At 45.5% G+C, this 18,041-nt stretch carries 12 protein-coding genes; 5 read left to right on the forward strand and 7 right to left on the reverse strand.

The genetic code is table 11. The features are described from left to right. The first annotated feature begins 34 nt into the window (after window positions 1-34). The gene (locus ATY38_RS05465; RefSeq protein ID WP_062560110.1) at window positions 35-1,438 is read left to right on the forward strand and encodes a M16 family metallopeptidase; all 1,404 of its coding nucleotides are present in this window, start codon (window positions 35-37) and stop codon (window positions 1,436-1,438) included. Window positions 1,439-1,595: 157 nt separating this feature from the next. Here ATY38_RS05465 and ATY38_RS05470 read toward each other — a convergent pair whose 3' ends face one another. Further along, complete coding sequence (locus ATY38_RS05470; RefSeq protein WP_062558416.1) at window positions 1,596-2,009, reverse strand: EF-hand domain-containing protein; 414 nt, start codon at window positions 2,007-2,009, stop codon at window positions 1,596-1,598. A gap of 140 nt (window positions 2,010-2,149) precedes the next feature. Beyond that, window positions 2,150-2,695, reverse strand: a complete 546-nt coding sequence (orn, locus tag ATY38_RS05475) for an oligoribonuclease (RefSeq protein ID WP_062558417.1) — start codon at window positions 2,693-2,695, stop codon at window positions 2,150-2,152. Between the two features lie 91 nt (window positions 2,696-2,786). On the opposite strand from orn, the gene ATY38_RS05480 reads away from it, so the two are divergent. The 4 genes from ATY38_RS05480 to ATY38_RS05495 all read left to right on the forward strand — a co-directional run bounded on the left by ATY38_RS05480 (window position 2,787) and on the right by ATY38_RS05495 (window position 10,012). Then, window positions 2,787-4,043 (forward strand): M48 family metallopeptidase, encoded by a 1,257-nt coding sequence (locus tag ATY38_RS05480; RefSeq protein WP_062558418.1) that lies wholly within the window; start codon window positions 2,787-2,789, stop codon window positions 4,041-4,043. Beyond that, window positions 4,040-4,381, forward strand: coding sequence for a 4a-hydroxytetrahydrobiopterin dehydratase (locus tag ATY38_RS05485; protein WP_062558419.1), 342 nt, complete (start codon window positions 4,040-4,042; stop codon window positions 4,379-4,381). Before ATY38_RS05480 ends, ATY38_RS05485 begins: the two co-directional genes overlap by 4 nt. Beyond that, complete coding sequence (gene rsgA, locus ATY38_RS05490; protein ID WP_062558420.1) at window positions 4,378-5,274, forward strand: ribosome small subunit-dependent GTPase A; 897 nt, start codon at window positions 4,378-4,380, stop codon at window positions 5,272-5,274. The genes ATY38_RS05485 and rsgA overlap by 4 nt, the downstream gene beginning before the upstream one ends. 145 nt (window positions 5,275-5,419) lie before the next feature. Then, window positions 5,420-10,012, forward strand: a complete 4,593-nt coding sequence (locus ATY38_RS05495) for a rhamnan synthesis F family protein (RefSeq protein WP_062558421.1) — start codon at window positions 5,420-5,422, stop codon at window positions 10,010-10,012. 77 nt (window positions 10,013-10,089) lie between these two features. Here ATY38_RS05495 and ATY38_RS05500 read toward each other — a convergent pair whose 3' ends face one another. The 5 genes from ATY38_RS05500 to ATY38_RS05520 form a co-directional block, all read right to left on the reverse strand. After that, on the reverse strand, window positions 10,090-12,084 hold the full coding sequence (locus ATY38_RS05500; protein WP_062558422.1) for an HAD family hydrolase: 1,995 nt from the start codon (window positions 12,082-12,084) through the stop codon (window positions 10,090-10,092). Window positions 12,085-12,257: 173 nt separating this feature from the next. Further along, window positions 12,258-13,037 carry a PIG-L deacetylase family protein gene (locus ATY38_RS05505; protein ID WP_062558423.1) on the reverse strand — a complete coding sequence of 260 codons (780 nt, stop codon included), beginning with the start codon at window positions 13,035-13,037 and terminating at the stop codon, window positions 12,258-12,260. Continuing rightward, on the reverse strand, window positions 13,003-14,172 hold the full coding sequence (locus tag ATY38_RS05510) for a glycosyltransferase (protein WP_158441761.1): 1,170 nt from the start codon (window positions 14,170-14,172) through the stop codon (window positions 13,003-13,005). The genes ATY38_RS05505 and ATY38_RS05510 overlap by 35 nt, the downstream gene beginning before the upstream one ends. Before the next feature lie 126 nt (window positions 14,173-14,298). Then, window positions 14,299-16,125, reverse strand: a complete 1,827-nt coding sequence (locus ATY38_RS05515) for a GNAT family N-acetyltransferase (protein ID WP_062558425.1) — start codon at window positions 16,123-16,125, stop codon at window positions 14,299-14,301. Then, on the reverse strand, window positions 16,118-17,392 hold the full coding sequence (locus ATY38_RS05520; protein WP_062558426.1) for an ABC transporter ATP-binding protein: 1,275 nt from the start codon (window positions 17,390-17,392) through the stop codon (window positions 16,118-16,120). Before ATY38_RS05520 ends, ATY38_RS05515 begins: the two co-directional genes overlap by 8 nt. Between the last annotated feature and the right edge of the window lie 649 nt (window positions 17,393-18,041).

Consider the following 18,041-nt stretch of genomic DNA (forward strand, 5'->3'; position numbering starts at 1 on the left):
TTTTATGCTGTTTACTCACTTTAGGTTGGTAAAAATGATATCTGATTACCGTATCACTTTTTTTTACTTTTTTTCAATTTGTGGATTTTTGCTGTTGGTCAATCTGTTGACTTCATCATCGGCATTTGCCAATCCGCGTGAATATGTGCTTGATAATGGCCTTAAATTGGTTGTAAAACAAGATCATCGTTCACCGGTTGTGGTGACGCAAATCTGGTACAAGGCGGGCAGCATTGATGAGGTCAATGGCGTAACCGGTGTTGCGCATGTGCTGGAACATATGATGTTCAAAGGTACCGAGAAAATTCCCAATGGTGAGTTCTCAAAAAAAATCGCGGCCGCTGGCGGGCGTGAGAATGCTTTCACGAGTTACGATTACACTGCTTATTATCAACAATTGCATAAAATCCATTTACCGATGGCAATGGAATTGGAAGCGGATCGAATGCGCAATCTCGTTTTAACCAAAGAAGAATTTGATAAAGAAATCAAGGTGGTGATGGAGGAAAGAAGATTGCGTACGGATGATCAGGCGCGTTCGCTATTGTATGAAAAAATGATGGCTGTTGCTTTTCAGTCTCATCCTTACAAGAATCCGATCATTGGATGGATGAATGATCTGGAAAATATGAGAGTAGAAGATACGCAGGAGTGGTATGACCGCTGGTACGCGCCTAATAATGCAACATTGGTTGTCGTCGGGGATGTTGATGCAGACGAGGTATTTCGGTTAGCAAATAAATACTACGGTGCAATTCAATCCCATTCTTTATTCGCGATCGATGCCCGTAAGCCGCAGATCGAACCACCGCAATTAGGCACTAAACGGATCACCGTGAAGGCACCGGCAGAGTTACCTTATCTCATCATGGGATTTCATGCACCTGCGATAAGAAATGTTAATGAAGACTGGGAACCCTATGCGTTGGAGATATTGGAAGGGGTGCTGGACGGCCATGCTTCAGCCAGGCTGAGCAAGTCATTAGTGCGGGAAAGTCAAATCGCTAATTCTGCCAGTGCCGGTTATGGTGCAATTGCGCGAGGCCCAAGCATTTTTTTTCTGAGTGCCGTACCTGGCGTTGGCAAAACAGTAGCTGAATTAGAGCAGGCGCTGCGTTCCGAGATCGAAAAAATTATTCAAGGGGGTGTTACGGAAGAAGAACTAAATCGAGTGAAGGCGCAGGTAATTGCGAGTCATGTCTATCAACGAGATTCCACTTTTTCTCAAGCAATGCAGTTGGGTAGGCTGGAAAGTACAGGATTATCTTATCGTGACACTGATACCATTCTGGAAAAATTGAAAGCGGTCACTGCTGAACAGATACGCGATGTGACAAAAAAATATTTTATTGATGAGGGTTTGACTGTCGCGGTATTGGATCCGCAGCCATTGGAACAAAAAGCACCGAAAAAAATACCCGCTGGTTTAAGACACTAGGAGGCGCTGAAATTGCATTGATTGCTAAATCGCTTTGCTGCATTTGGAATGACAGATGGGAATTTTCAGAGTTTATCCGGACGGACTGAATTAAAGTTTCGACAGCCGTCTTAAAGGAGTTGATAGACCGCTGTCGAAACAAAAGTTATTTAGTGGGTTATTCCTTCTTATCTCCGTGCGCATGATCGCCGTTTTGCTGTTTCTTGCCATGATCGTGCATGTGTTTATGCATTTTTTCCTTCATGCTGCGCCTTTCTGTTTCATCCAGAAAACCATCTTTGTTGGTATCTTTCTTGTCAAACATGGCTTCATGGTGCTTCATGAATTCCTCTTTGCTGATTTTGCCATCATTATTTGTATCCACCGATGACATTTTATGCTCACATTTATGGCCGTGATCGTGTTGACCTTCAGATTTTGTGTTGCTATCGCTATGTTCTGAGTGCTGTCCGCTCTGGTGCTGATGATTGCTGCCTTGAGTGGTATCTGCAGCGATGGCCGGAGTTACAAATTGCGTAACTAAAAAAGTGGTTCCGATAGCGATTGAAAGCAAGTTTCTTTTTAGATGCATCTTGTTCTCCATAGATATTGATTGAGTGAAAAGGTTTGTGAAACCTCGTGTTTTAGAAACAAACAAATCTTTAAAGTTCGGAAATTAAATTTCATGCTGAGTACAAACTAAATTCATTACCATGAGTTTAGCCATCATTTTCAGGCGACGATGAAGTGCTGCCGGTAATGCTTGAGTTCGTTAATGGAGTCATAAATATCTGCGAGAGCCTCATGCTTACTGTCTTTAGAAAAATTTGCCGCGATCTCTGGCTTCCAGCGTTTCGCCAACTCTTTTAAAGTACTGACATCCAGATTGCGGTAATGAAAATAGGCTTCCAATTGTGGCATCGAACGAACCATAAAGCGCCGATCCTGACAGATGGAATTGCCGCACATCGGAGAGATCCCTGATGGCACGTGCAATTTTAGAAAATCGACCATCTGTGCTTCTACTTCGGCTTCCTTCAGTGTGGATGCTTTAACTTTATCGATCAGGCCCGACTTGGCATGGGTCGATTGATTCCATTTATCCATGCCATCAAGTATTTCATCGGGTTGATGCACGACCACAACCGGGCCTTCGGCAATCGTATTCAGTTGTGAATCGGTTATAACTAAAGCGACTTCAATGATGCGATCGGTATCTGGATTGAGCCCGGTCATTTCCATGTCGACCCAGATGAGGTTATTATTATCTTGTGCCATAATTATTAAAATTTGAATGCAATGTGTTTAATTGTGTCATATTGCCATCAGTCAGTCACTTTTATAAACTTTTGTATTCGATTTATATACTATGCAAATATTTACATTGATTTTTTTGATTGCGTTAATACTTACCACGCTAACTCAGGTTTGGCTATCAGCTAGACATATCCGTCATGTACGTATTCATCAGGACAGGGTGCCTGAAGAATTCGCCAGTCAGATCAGCTTGGCTGATCATAAAAAGGCGGCCGACTATACCTGTGCAAAAACTCGCGCAGGATATCTCAGCATACTCATTCATGCCGGGCTATTGCTTGCGTTTACACTCGGCGGCGGATTAAATGCTTTGAGCGAATTTTGGGCCAATTGGTTAAATGATCCTTTGGCGCATGGCATGGTACTGATCTTCAGCACTTTCTTCATTATGAGTGTCGCCGAAATACCATTAAGCTACTACCGTACTTTTGTAATCGAAGAACAATTCGGTTTCAACAAGATGACACGGGCGATGTTTTTTACCGATTTGATCAAACAATCCGCACTCGGCTTATTGCTGGGCGCGCCTTTGTTATTTTGCGTGCTGTGGTTGATGGAAAAAATGGGAGGAAGCTGGTGGCTGTATGCTTGGTTTGCCTGGATTGCATTCAACTTATTTGTGCTGGCAATTTTCCCCACGTGGATCGCACCGTTATTTAATAAATTCACTCCGTTGGAGGACGCCACACTTAAAACGCGTATCGAGCAATTGATGAATAAATGTGGTTTTAAAGCCAGCGGATTGTTCGTAATGGATGGTTCGCGTCGCAGCAATCATGGCAATGCTTATTTCACCGGTTTTGGCAAAACCAAGCGTATCGTGTTTTTTGATACGCTGCTGGCACGTCTGAATCCCGCGGAAATTGAGGCCGTTCTGGCTCACGAATTAGGACATTTCAAGCATCGTCATGTAATCAAGCGCATTGTTATTTCATTTGCGATGAGTTTGGCATTTTTCTGGATTCTGGGCTATCTGATGGAACAGAGCTGGTTCTATGCAGGATTGGGCGTGGAAGTTGCTTCCGTGCCGTCGGCTGCGATGGCATTGCTGCTGTTTTTTCTGGTGATGCCGGTGTTTACCTTTTTGCTGCATCCAATATCAAGTATTTATTCACGAAAACATGAGTTTGAAGCTGATGCCTACGCAGCGCGGAATGCCTCGGCGGATGATTTAATTCATGCGCTGGTCAAGCTGTATCAGGATAATGCAGCAACACTCACGCCAGATCCGCTGCATTCGGCTTTTTATGATTCACATCCGCCGGCATCCATTCGGGTAGCGCACTTACAAAGTCAGGAGCAAGCATGAACAATAACGCATGTGACTTATCATCCAAACAATGCAAACCGTGCGAGGGCGGTTTGCCGCCATTGTCCGCCACTACAGTTGCTGATTATCTGAAGCAGCTCGATGGCTGGCAATTGCAGGACAAGCAGATCGCCAAGACCTATGGGTTCAAGAATTATTATCAAACGATGGCGTTCGTCAATGCGGTGGCATGGATTTCGCACCGCGAAGATCATCATCCGGATATGCTGGTTGGCTACAACCAATGTGTGGTTACGTATACGACGCATGCCATCGGTGGTTTATCCGAAAATGATTTCATCTGTGCGGCGAAAATTGACACGTTATTTTCAATTTGAACCTCCGCCCCAATAAAACCAAGCAGCAGACGCAGTATCCAACCGGGCAGGTAATTGCCGCATTTGGCAGGCACTATTCGATTAAAACGGTGAACGGTGAAATCATTTCCTGCGTCATGCGTGGCAAAAAAGGCGGTATCGCATGCGGTGATCGGATTGAATATCAGCTAACTGCTGCAGAGCAAGGCGTCATCGAAACAGTTTGTCCGCGCACTTCATTGTTATATCGCAGCGATGCATTCAAGGAAAAAATCATTGCCGCCAACGTGACGCAAGTCATCATTGTCGTTGCGGCGATTCCCAGCTTTAGCGAGGAATTGATCAACCGTTGCCTGGTCGCGGCGGAAAGCGAGGATATTGAGGTATTGATTGTGCTGAATAAAGCCGATCTGGTCGAACCGGCGCACATTGCGATGGAAACGTTGTCGCTTTACCGGGATTTAGGCTATCGTGTACTGCCATTGTGCGCTCTGCAGGATATTTCAGCGTTAAGGCCCTATTTATCAAACCATCTTAGTGTGCTGGCCGGCCAATCGGGCATGGGCAAATCCACCTTGCTCAACACACTGGTTCCGCAGGCCCGGCGCGCCACTGCGGAAATTTCATTGGCACTTGATTCCGGCTGCCACACGACTACGCATTCGCAGCTTTATTCCATTGATGACAATAGCGCTATCATCGATTCTCCGGGATTTCAGGAATTTGGACTGAACCATATTACAGAAGAAAGCTTGGCCTGGGGATTCGTCGAATTCCACCCTTATCTCGGGCAATGCAAATTCAATAATTGCCGTCATATCACTGAGCCCGGTTGCGCATTGGTACAAGCTGTGCAGCAGGAGAAAATTAGCTCTAGAAGGTTTGGTTTTTATCATAGACTACTGCGCAGATAGGTTGCTTGGGTAGGCAGCCAAGCCTTCATTCAAAGATTTCTGCACAACCTTCCCACGTTATCCGAATAAACAACTAAAATGCTTCCTTGTTAAGGAACAGCAGTGGAATCTGTTGGTAAGATTATTTTAATTAAGCGGAAAAATATTGGAAAATTTATTTATCCCCTATCAGGCTGTTACACAAATCCCCGGTGATTGTATATTGGTATTTGCGCCTCAACCTGGTGGTGAAGTATTGGGTTGTGGCGGAGCCATTATGCATCACGTCGCACAAGGTATTCCTGTTCATGTCATCGTGGTGTCTGACGGGATATGTGGTGTAAGCGAGGAAAAAGCAACTGAATACGCCCGGCAACGTCAGAAAGAAAGCATCGCTGCTGCTGATATCCTGGGCTACGGATCCCCCTTTTTTTGGCAATACCAGGACGAACAAGTTTGTTATGGTGAGAAACTGATACAAGAAATTCAAACAGCTATTCACGAGATTGGCGCTGACTTGGTTTATGCACCATCAATTTTCGAGATGCGGCCGGATCATCGTGTGCTGGGCATGGCTGTTGTAGAAGCGATCAGACGAATCGGCAAAGCAGTACGCTTAGCGTTATATGAGGTGAGTATTCCTTTGTACCCCAATCAATTACTCAATATCAGTGACTGGGCAGCACGCAAAAAAACCGCAATGGAATGTTTCGTTTCACAAAATGCAATCCAGCGCTCCGATTTACATATTGCCGCACTCAATCGTTATCGTACTTATACTTTACCTGTTAGCGTAACAGCAGCGGAAGCCTTCATTCTGGTTGCAGCTGAGGAACTGTTCAACGATCCGCTCAAACTGTATCAATCGGAGCATGTTCGTCAAAGAGCCTTAGGATTATTTCTGGATAGCAGTGATGTGCCATTGGTCAGTGTCATTATTCGCAGTGTGGATCGCTCTACATTATCGGATGCATTGGATTCTGTCGCTTTGCAGACTTACTCAAATATTGAAGTCATCATCGTCAATGCCAAAGGTGAAGGCCATCGAGTAATCAGTGAATGGTGCGGCCGTTTTCCGATCCGAGTCGTTGGCGATAATGAGCCACTCACCAGAAGCCGTGCGGCAAATATCGGTTTAAATTCAGCCAAAGGAAGCCATTTAATATTTCTGGATGATGATGATTTATTTTATCCAGAACATATATCCGGTTTGTTGGCTGCTTTACAAAATCACTCAGATGCGCGATGTGCTTATGCCGGTATAAATGTTGAGTATTATGTTGACGGACAACTTGAAACGAATGCTGTGTTCAATGAATCATTCGATCTGCGCCGACTTTGGGGAAGGAATTTTATTCCAATTCACGCAATGCTGTTTGAAAAATCTTTAATTACCATTGATCACTGTAGCTTTGATGAAAATCTGGAAGTGTTTGAAGATTGGGATTTCTGGATGCAGCTTGCACAACACAGCGAAATATTGCATGTCGATAAAATTACGGCTGTTTACCGAAATCATGGCTATTCAGGGATGGGATTAACATACAGTGAAGATTTTGTGAAGGCATCGAGAAGCAAAGTCTACGATAAGTGGAAAAAGCTTTGGACTGGAGAACAACTGGAAGGCTTGATTCAATACAGAGAGGGCATAATATCCGGTCTCCGCACTTGTTTAGTTGATAGCGAACATATGGTTGCTTCTCTGCAAAATCGTCTTCAACAGGACATGATTGCTGGCAATCAACGCGAACAGTTACTGCAGAAAACCATCCATGACCTGCAGAAAACCATCCATGACCTGCAGAAAACCATCCATGATCTATATCATTCCACCTCATGGAAAATTGCAGCACCGGTACGATTTATTGCTCGGATTATCCGTGGACAGCACGATGAAGCGTGGGGGGGGGTGCGTCGCAAGATTTTGCCTTTGTTAAAAGTTGTCTATTCGTGGTTACCTGTTCGTTGGCGCAGTAAAGTATTAGAGATCGCCTACCGATTAGCGGGTCCTCTCTTTTATGGAATGGGGCAATATGAGGTATGGCGAGCAAATGAAACTGGTTCTGCCAGTCAATTATCCAGGGACTTCGACAGCTCTTTAACAGGGATGTTGGATATTTCCACTATCTCTCTTTTGGCAAAGAAACCACCAGGACGTATTGCAATCCACGCGCATATTTTCTATGCAGATTTGGTAACAGAGTTTGAGGGATATTTGAACAATATGCCATTCTCCTATGATTTATTTGTTTCGACACCTCACGAGACAGTGAAGCAAAAATGTGAGCAGGTTTTTTCCCATTTGTCCCGATTAGGGCAGCTGACCGTCGCTATTGTACCCAATCGTGGGCGCGATATTGCACCCATGTTTTGTACTTTTGGCGAGGTATTGCAGCACTATGATTATATTGCTCACATTCATAGCAAAAAATCACTGTACAACAATGGTGCTACGGATGGATGGCGAGAATACTTGCTCACGAATCTGTTGGGAAGCAAGTCGCAGATACGGAGAATTTTTACGCTACTGACCGGGAAAAACCCGATTGGTTTTGTTTATCCTCAGAACTTCTCAAAATTGCCTTACATGGCAAATACATGGCTCTCCAATCAAGGTAATGGGCGTTTATGGTGCAATAAATTGGGGATTACAGAAATACCGAAAGGCTATTTTGACTTTCCTGCGGGATCAATGTTCTGGGCTCGTACAAAGGCACTGCAGCCGCTGTTTGACACGCATATCAAAATTGAAGATTTTGCTGAAGAGGCAGGGCAAAAAGATGCCACCTTTGCGCATTGTATAGAACGTTTATTTGTATTGGTAACTAAACGATCCGGATTTAATGCTGCGATTCTTCGAGACAACGCATCCAACAGCTGGTCTCGCTGGCATTTTGAGCAATATTTGCTACGCAAACAGGAAGATACATATAAAAGATTGGTTGATCCAACATTACGCATAGTTATTTTTGATATCTTCGATACGTTATTGATTCGACCACTGCTCAATCCTGAAATCATTAAAAATATAATTGCCCATCGTGCTGGAGGTAATGAAGGCAAACTTTATCTTAAATTTCGTTCCATAGCGGAAGCTCAAGCGTGCCAAAAAGCTGGTCGTGATATTGGATTGAATGCCATTTTCGATGAATTTTCTGTCCTGTCAGAACTCTCGTTCGATGCTGTAACGCGATTGCGCAAGCTTGAAGAAACTACAGAACTGGAAATTGTAACTCCGCGACCGGAAGTAATCGATCTGATGCAATTTGCTATTTCTCTGGGTAAACGCGTCATATTGACCAGCGATAGGTATCTTTCCAGACCATGTGTTGAGGGGATGTTGCAGCGTCATGGTATCAATGGATGGCATGAGTTTTATTTATCTGCGGGAAATGGATCGAGAAAAGATACCGGTGATTTTTATCGTCAACTCTTGTTACAAGAAAGTGCCTCTCCAAGCGAGGTTATGGTTATCGGAGACGATGAACACGCTGATGTTCAAATACCTGGAGATATGGGAATCAGGATCCTGCACATAATGCGACCTGTTGAATTGGCTCGGGCAATGCCTCGACTTGAATCCATTATTGAGCGTTCAATATATTGTGAAGACATTAATGAGCAGCTTACCCTTGGAACCATTGTGCAAGGAAATTTTCACCCTATATTTTTCCCGCACTTCAATTCTTCCGATTTCGTTCCTTCGACACCGTGGGCCATTGGATATACTGTTGTCGGGCCACTGATTCTATCTTTTGTGCAGTGGTTAGCGGCAAAAGCTGCAGCGGATGGTATCCAGCATTTATATTTTCTAGCTCGTGAAGGTCAGATACTAAAAATAGCTTATGATCGGTGGGTATCCAGTAATGCCCATGCAATTACATCTGATTACCTTGTGCTTTCTCGTCGTGCAGTGACTGTGCCGATGATTTCGGATTTTAATGATATCCTTCAAATAGCGAGAGTGCAGTATCACCCCAATCATCTATCTGAGTTCATACAAGTACGCTATGGGTTGATGTTATTACCTGAAGACCTGGAAAGTTTTGTGCGACTTGGACTCTGGCCAAAAAATAAGCTGGTTTCGGTTGAAAATGAGGGTATCGAGCACCTGGTGCCTGTATTGCAAGCCCTGAAAGAACGCATTTTGATCAGTGCACAGGCTGAGCGTCCTGGATTATTAGCTTACCTGAGTAATCTAGGATTAAATACCAACCTTAAATCTGCAGTAGTAGACATTGGCTATGCAGCAACAATACAAGGCTGTTTGAATCGATTGATGGGACAGGCAATACACGGGTATTATTTAATGACTGTAGACCGTGCGCAGAAAATATCCTCACAATATGGCGCAATCACTCAAGGATGCTTTGCTCAGTGCATTGATCCAAAAATTCATCCAATGCCGTCGTTATTCGTTAAAAGCTTTTTGCTGGAAAAACTATTAAGTTCTGATGATGCACAAGTTGTCTGCTATCGACAGACAGATTCAAATGACATTGTTCCTGAGTTTCGTCAGCTTGCTGATGAAGAGTGCCAGTCCATGACGACACGCGCGGAAATCAGGCAAGGAATAATGGAATTTATTAACCAATCGATCACAATACGAGATAAATTAGCAAGTGATTTTGAGGTTCCTTTGGATACCGCAACCGAGTTGTTTGACGAGTTTATCAAGCGCCCTTCTCCATCAGAAAAAGATATTCTTGATAGACTGACGCTGGATGACCATTACTGTGGACGCGGTCTTGTAAGCTGATGGTTTTTTCCTAATTGCTTTTGCAAATGAATCGCTTTATGCGCAAAAAACGAGGCGTGTGCACTCACTTGAATGAATTAATGCGGTAAGAATGTCGCGAAATGTACGATTCCCATACCGCAATAATAATCGTCGGTTGCTATGCTCATGATTTGAGCACGTTCAAACTCCGAAGCGCCTTCCCAGAAATCACGAAAAATATCAACGACCAGATGCGGATCGATGCGTAATTTTCCGAGGCCGGACTCTTTCATGGAACGATAGTCACGGGCAAAAGCCAGCGCGCCTGCACGCAATTCGGAACGTAACGGTATGGAAGCTTTTTCAGCTTCGCTCAATGGATTGTATACGCCGGCCACAGCATGATTGTCTTGATAGCGGTAATGACTGATTTGTGGATCATCCGATCCCATGAACATTTCCAGAGGAACGTTATAACGTAATAAGGGTGATTGATCGGGCGTGGCTAAGTCCTCGCCAAAGCAACCCGCGATGCGTACACCGTGACGTGTGCGGACTTCTGCAGCGGCTGCCCGAGTTACCATGTAATAACCCTGAATTTTTCGTTCCAGCAGATCGCATAATCTACCTTGAATAGTTCCTGCATAGCCCACATCGACCAGTGCCGCCACGCCTTCCGTTAACTTGATTTGCTGTAAATAGGATAGCATGGGTTCGCGTTCCATCGCCGCACGACGATGGATTGCATCCGACAGGGTTTCCAGCACTGCGAGCAGAGCGTCATCAATCTGCCCCGCCTGAATTTCTACCAGACGTTTGTGTGCCCAAATGCCGCGTTGCTCCAAGGCTTTTAATGTGGTGTGATCCAATGTCAGGCCAAAACGGCGCAGCAGGAATTCAGACAGTGAATTGGCCTGGTAATCCGTGCGGGCAATGGCCAGAATATCATCATGAGACCGGATCATTGCCACCGAAACCGCGCGGCGCGATAATACTAAATAATTGGACTGTGGTGTATTGTGTCCTGCAGTTAATACCTCATGGATATCCTTCATCAGTTGTCCCTCGCGGGCAAGGAAAAATAAACGATCAATGTTATCGGCATTGGCTTGATCAATTAACCATTCGCTAAAGGCAACCAACAGCGGACCCACAATCGCATAGCCAATACCGTATCGTCCGCATTGAGTCAGTGATGCGCGATCCAGCAAGAATTGCCTGGGCTGGACTTGAAAGAAGGTACGGACGATATTGCCCAGCACCAGCTCATCAGCAGTCGGGCCGGCTGATTTTATCTTTTCTATCCAGGTATTGAGGCGTGGGAAATACGCTGCTAATGCCAGCGGGTTTTCCAGAACCGCAATTTGAAAACCCAGTTGTAGTGGAATCTGTTGATCTGAAACGGGGTGATCGCCAATCATAATGGCCTGTTCCGGCACTATTTGCTCATTCTCTGCAATGTGGTGGAATAGCTCGCCGGTAGATTTGCGCACACCCACTTCGGAGGAAAGGTATAAGGTGTCGTATTCAAGGATATTGCATTTTTGCAGCAATTTTTTGATGACATCCGAAGACAGAAACATATCACTGGCCAGCACTACTTTTTTGCCGGCCTGTTGGGCCATTTTAAGCACCTCGATCATCCCCGGCAAGGGTTGTGCCAAGGCCAATTCTATTGATTCCTCAATGGACTGCAACTGTTGGGCATCGCCCTCGGCGGTACCAAAAAGACGAACATATTCAGTGCAAATATGGGCTAAACTGACATCGGCGCTTCCTGCTTCCCGCAATGACATTTCAGCTGCATGTCGTCGTTCCGGGTAACGGTCGCAATTGATGCGCTTTGCGATCCAATGTTTGGTATTTTCCGGATCAAGTAGCGGGCGTGTAATGAGCGTATCAAAAATGTCGAAAATTACCAATCGGATGTTCGGATGCTCAATCCGGGCCAATAGTGCGTCGCGATCGAATAGTGCCTGATGTGGGTGCGAGTGACCGATCGAGCGACGCATTCGATTAAAGATTTCATTGATGGAACGTTTTATTGTTGCTTTTGCTCCATAGGTTTTCTGGTATCTCAATACCTTGCGGAGAAATTGATGATTGGTCATGGATAAATGATGAATTAAGAATTATTCTCAACAGGGTATGATATTACACAGCTTTACTGAAATATTTTGCATCCCGATAACAAAATATATGACAGTATGAATAATTTTTGTTACCGCACTAAGACACCAAGATTATTCGTTTGCAAAGAGAAGCTTAATAAATACTCAGGGAATTAGTTTCTTAAAAGATTTTCGAGGTAGATTCTCAATTTTAACATTCTATACTGCAAGCCACTGAGGGAGCCCTTTTTTTCTGCCTCTACAAAGGCCTCTGCATAACTTTCCTCTTCTTTTTTAGGGAGAAAAAGGCCGCGATAGCTGGCTAGTCCGATGATTGCAGAAAGATAATTACAGTGAGAAAGGGGTAACGCATAACAGGATATGGCTTGTTTCTTAAGATTAATTACCGGGGTGATATCCACCACCCGGGTAGCAGGAAGCGGACTCCAAATTTCATAAATAAACGCACGCGATGATGTTTCACAGCGCTGCCAGCAGTTTAAAACAGCATGGCCTATGGCGACATGGTCGCGATGATAATCCAGTACCGAAGGCAGGAACAGCCAATCCGGGTTGAATTGATGCAGGAGCGTATCAACTGTGGTTTCAAACTGAGAGGAGTTGCGAAAACCGCCGTCAGGCTCGTCGAGGAATTCCATATCATTAATCCCCAATGTCGCTAACGATTCGATCGCTTCCTTACGTCGAATGAGAGGGGCGTCGGCATCAAGGCTGCCGGCACCGGAACCATCGGTGACGAAAATAACTTTGATAGAGCATCCTTTTTGTCGCAGTAAAGCCAGTGTACCGCCGCAGCCTAGGATTTCGTCATCCGGGTGCGGGGCGAAAACGAGTATTTTCCCGTTGTGGATAGGAGTAAGCGGTGTTGGCAATGGACAAAGCCCTAGTTGGGCTATTTTAGCCTGCTGTAGCTTGGCGATAAATTGCTTCATACCTATCCGTAATTTCAATGATATCCGGCCACGCGTTAGCTCGTGCCAGCCCCTGCTGTGCAATTGTTTCGCGCATTTTCGGGTCATTCAGCATGCGCTGCATAGTTTCCGCCAAGGCGTCAATAGTGGGTTCTGATAATAGTGCGCCGTCTTTTGCCACTTCGGGTACGCCGCCTACAGCGGTGCATACCGCCGCTGTGCCTGCTACGAGTGCTTCAAGGTTTGCCAATCCGAAAGATTCAGAGGCTGAAGCGCTGACATACAAGTCGGCGGCACAAAGATATAAACCGATATCTTCAGCCACTGCGAACAGGATCTCACGCGTAAGTCCTGATTGCTGAGCCAGTTTTTGTAAAGTACTATGATCGCCTTCACCCAGAATAACTAACTGGGGTTCTTTTTCTAGCTTAAGCTTGGCACAGGCTTCGATGAGTAAGGGATATTGCTTGACCGGGGAGATGCGGCCAATACTTAATATATAAATCGCAGACTCGTTCCAACTGAGACGATTCCTCGCATCCTTCCGGCTGTAGCGGTTCACTACGGGACGTGCGTGAACCAAATGATGCCAATGAGCAGGTAGCGGATGAATAGCCAGATCGTGTGCAATCTGAGAGACGCCGCGGCGAGTGGGTGCGATTACCCAGAAAGCAGCGCGTAGTATGTTGGCTTCCCGATGGCGCATGAAACGCATCACGCGATGACCCAGATGCACGCCATCTTCGTGAATGGCTTGAGTATAACAACCGAAACCATGTTCGGTGATGCCCCACACTGGCTTGTGATCGAGATAGAATCGCAGGAAAAAGCGCAAACTCATGGCGATATAGGGATCGTGGCAGTGTACGTGGGTATATTTCTGCGTAACTGCCAGTTTTGCGGCAAGACGTCCCATATTAAAGCGTTCCAGCAGAACCTGGAACAATGCGGGGAAATGGGTGGGTGTGTTTTTGATGCCGGGTAAGCAATTTAATAAAGCCAGGAGGCGTTGTTGCCAGAGTATAGCGCGTCGCCCTAAGTCGGCTTGGCAAAGATAGCCCACCTCGACTCCGCGGCGCTGAAATTCCTCAACAATGGGCGCCAAGCTGCGTCCGAGACCGTAACGCTGATCCGAACGGGTTTCACGTGTAACCATCAAAATTTTCATGGCGATCAATGGTTCACTAGCGTGGAGATTGCGCTCATTGTCGTGAGTCTATTAATTAAACGCTTATTTGCGTATCGTGAGCAACGGTTGCATTTAAATTCAATATAAACTTATTTAGCGAAAGTCCGCATCGCCGGACATCAGCCACCAATGGTTACGTAAAGAATCAATCGATGGCGCGTTATCCCAGGTGCTGGCGGGAATGCGAATATCCAGCGTTTTTCGGGTACCGCCGGCGACTGCGAAATGGGCGGCAAAGTTTTCCGTGATACGACAAAACAATCGTTGCTGGCCATTAATGCCTGCCAATCTTCGAGCGTGCAGAACAAGAAGAGGAATCTCGGCCAATGGCGCGATGAAGTCGACGATTTCGCACCCGTGAGCGTCATAGCGCAGTATCAGCACCCCTCGTGTTTGGTCGCTACCGCGGTTTTTTATCAATACGACCTGATAATGCTGGGTAGGATGATTAAGATAGCGATGTTGTATATAAGCCCAGTCGCGAACACCGACTAATGCAGTTTGCAAATCATTAGCCATTTGCTGCCAGCACTCATTAACGATGAGCGTAATTGGTGCATTATTATCTAATGGAGTGATAGGAAGTAATCGGGTGCGCCAATGGGGAAATTTCGATAACGGTGGCCAGGTGATCTCGACCATTTTTCCAACTTCACCATATAATCCGTGCCGCTCCGCAATCTTCATGTGGCGTTCGTTTGGAAATCCAAAGCCGATTAGATAAGGTTTGCCATAACCAATGTAATGTTCCAGAAAGGCAGCCGTCATCAGGAAAAAAGGTCCTTTTCGTGTGAGTATGCCCCGTTCGCTGGTATCAACCATGACATCCGCAATTTGTACCGCTGTTTGGGGTTGTCCAAAAAATAGAATCTGTCGGGCAACACCGCCGTAGTGAGCAATCAGCTTATCTTTCTGCCATACACCCAGTGCATGGCTTGTGTTTGCACCATATTTCCATTGCCAGGTAGCGGGTGTCATAGTGTGATTGAATGTTTTCTTGAACAAATCAAACAGCTTATGTTTTTGGTTCTCCTTGAGAAGCTGCAAGTGCCATCGAGGTGCTGTTTTTTTTCTGAAACGCAACAAAGCGTAGCCATACTCCCCGTTGGTATATTTTTCCCGATTAATCCGGTTGGATTGTTCCAGTTGTGTCAGTTGTTCGGGGTTAAGAAAAAGATCCTTGATCAGCCGTTGCCGGTATGTTGAAATGGCCTGTAACAAGTAATCGAAGGTAGGTGCCGCTAACACGGATAAATCCAAGTTTTCAATCAACTCAAACCCCGATCGCTCGGCCAGCATGATCATATTTTTGAGTAAATGGAGATTTTCTAAGTCTGTAGTATTGTGCTTCAGTGCAAATTCGCCCATTACGATCAATTGCCCCGAGGGCGATAACAGATCCAGTGCTTTATTAATAATTTCCAGCTGATCAATGTATTGCGCTGATTCCTTAAATAAAACAATATCGAAGCCCTTCGCTTCGGTATTAATAGTTTCCAGTGACTGATATTGGGCAGAAGCTTGTGGCTTTGCATTCCTTTTGAATCGTTCGGCTTGCTGCGTATCGACCGTAATGCTAAAGACCTCATAATCCGGTTGGTTGAGCAGGGATGAGGTTGTTCCTGAGTCTATCCCCACTTCCAGAATACGGCAGGGAGATGGCGGCAGCTTTGATCGCAGTAGTTCATGCGTAGATTGCTGCGCTGTCCGCATACTGATTTTGTCGTTTTGGAACAAGCCGAAATGTAAATCCGAAGCCATGCCTTCATGCAGCTGCAATGCATGGGCGTATATATTGAATGGAAACGCCAGAGCCTCACAGGGAGAGGGTAAAGCTGCTGTCATTGAAGCAGTTGCATGAGTAGCTTGGCGATAATGCTGAGTGCTTTGTATCGAATTGTTATTAATGGATTTAGTCATTCTGAATGATGGTATTGTTTTCCCATTGGTGAGGAATTGAAAAATATCCCTGCAGGCGTCCTGCTTGTGTTACTTGTAAGGTTGCAATAGCTTCTGCTGAATCATACAGATGCAGGCCACGTTCACACAATAAATAGATATTGACCAGATATTCTCCTTTAAGGAGTGGCAATCGTTCCAGCCGGAGGCAAAGTTGCCCCGATCCATCGGGAGATCGTTGAATCGCGAACTGATCTTCCCATGTGGCTGTACTGGTGATGATCCGGCCATCTTTGGCATGTAGCGTCATGGCGATATTCGGGCACGGGAGTGCGGGATCTGAAGCAAAACCTATATTTATCAGAATATTGGATTGGCCGCTGGCGATATCGGCATGCGGTGTGCAGGCGTCATCAGCGATGAGTTGCACTTTTTCCAGATGCGCATTGCCGGATGGTTGCTTTTTGTGCGGTATCGGGACGTTCTTGCCTGCAAAATACGTTTCGGCTGCCGGGTTAGCTGTGTTTTGATCCAAAAATGACTGATAGGCCGATACCACCTGGGCGGATTCGCCGTCTAATATCATCTTGCCTTTATTGAGCCAGATTGCACGGGCGCATAAAGATTCAACCTGAAACAGCGAGTGGGAACAAAACAAGATAGTTTTACCCGCATCGCGCATTTGCATGATGCGGGTAAATGATTTGCGGGCAAACGCGCCATCTCCCACCGATAAAGCTTCATCGATGATCAGGATATCCGGGTCGACATTGATGGCAACAGAAAATGCCAAGCGTACATACATGCCGCTGGAATATGTTTTTACGGGTTGATCAATAAAATCACGCACACCTGAGAAATCGATTATCTGTTCGATGCGCTCAGCAATTTCCACTTGATTTAACCCCATGATGGCTGCGCTCATCATGACATTCTCGCGCCCGGTAAACTCCGGGTTGAATCCGGCACCGAGTTCCAGTAAAGCAGCGATACGGCCGTTCACCTGCACTTCACCGTAGGTGGGGGTTGAGGTGCCGCAAATCAGTTGCAGCAGTGTCGATTTTCCTGAGCCGTTTTGACCTACGATGCCTACCACTTCTCCAGGCATTATCGTTAAGTCGATATCGTTTAGAGCCCACAGCTCGCGGTAATATTGTCGCGAACCCCACCATCGGTGCGGCCACAAAAATTGTTTTAAACGATCTCTGGGGTGCTGATACAGCTGATAGCATTTGGATAGTTTCACGACATTAATGGCTGGCTCATAGCCCGAAGTGTTAAAGGACATCTGCGAATCCTCGATCCGGGGGTACTTTAAACACGACGTTGAAGACAAAGGTAGTTATCGACAATATCAGGGCAGGATTGATAAATGGCCATAATAATCCTAATCCCTGGAACGAGCCCCGGCATCGACTGCTCACTTCGCGCTCAATCGTTTGCAGGATGAACGGAGCATGCTGCCACAAGCTACGGAAGCGATTCGGGAGGATGGTATTAAACAGGCGCAAGAAACTAAACTTAGAATATTGAATAGCCTATTATCGCAGATTAACAAGCGGAAATTAATGCATAGAAAAAGATTGGTTCATCGCTATTGAGAAAATAGAGACAGCCATTCTTGTTGTCATATCCGATTGCTTGAACTATTAGTTATGCCTATAGTCCATCCACTGCCTGGGCGGCAGCCATTTGTTTCAGATCGCGTGAGCGTAGGCATGCATACTTTTGCACCGATGAATTGTTGGAATAAATACACGCTTGTCCTGCATATTCATATTTTAGCGTAAATTAATAGCATTATAATTGTTGCAATTACGCAACATGCCCGATGAAAACTTCGGTTACAAACTTGCAAAGAGGTTTTGTTTTGGGCAGAATGGACTTTAACTTGGCTTTTGTGGTATTTTCTGCTAGGACATTGTGTGCGTTGCGCA

Origin of the sequence: Nitrosomonas ureae, from assembly GCF_001455205.1 — a bacterium.
In the GTDB taxonomy this organism is placed as follows: domain Bacteria; phylum Pseudomonadota; class Gammaproteobacteria; order Burkholderiales; family Nitrosomonadaceae; genus Nitrosomonas; species Nitrosomonas ureae.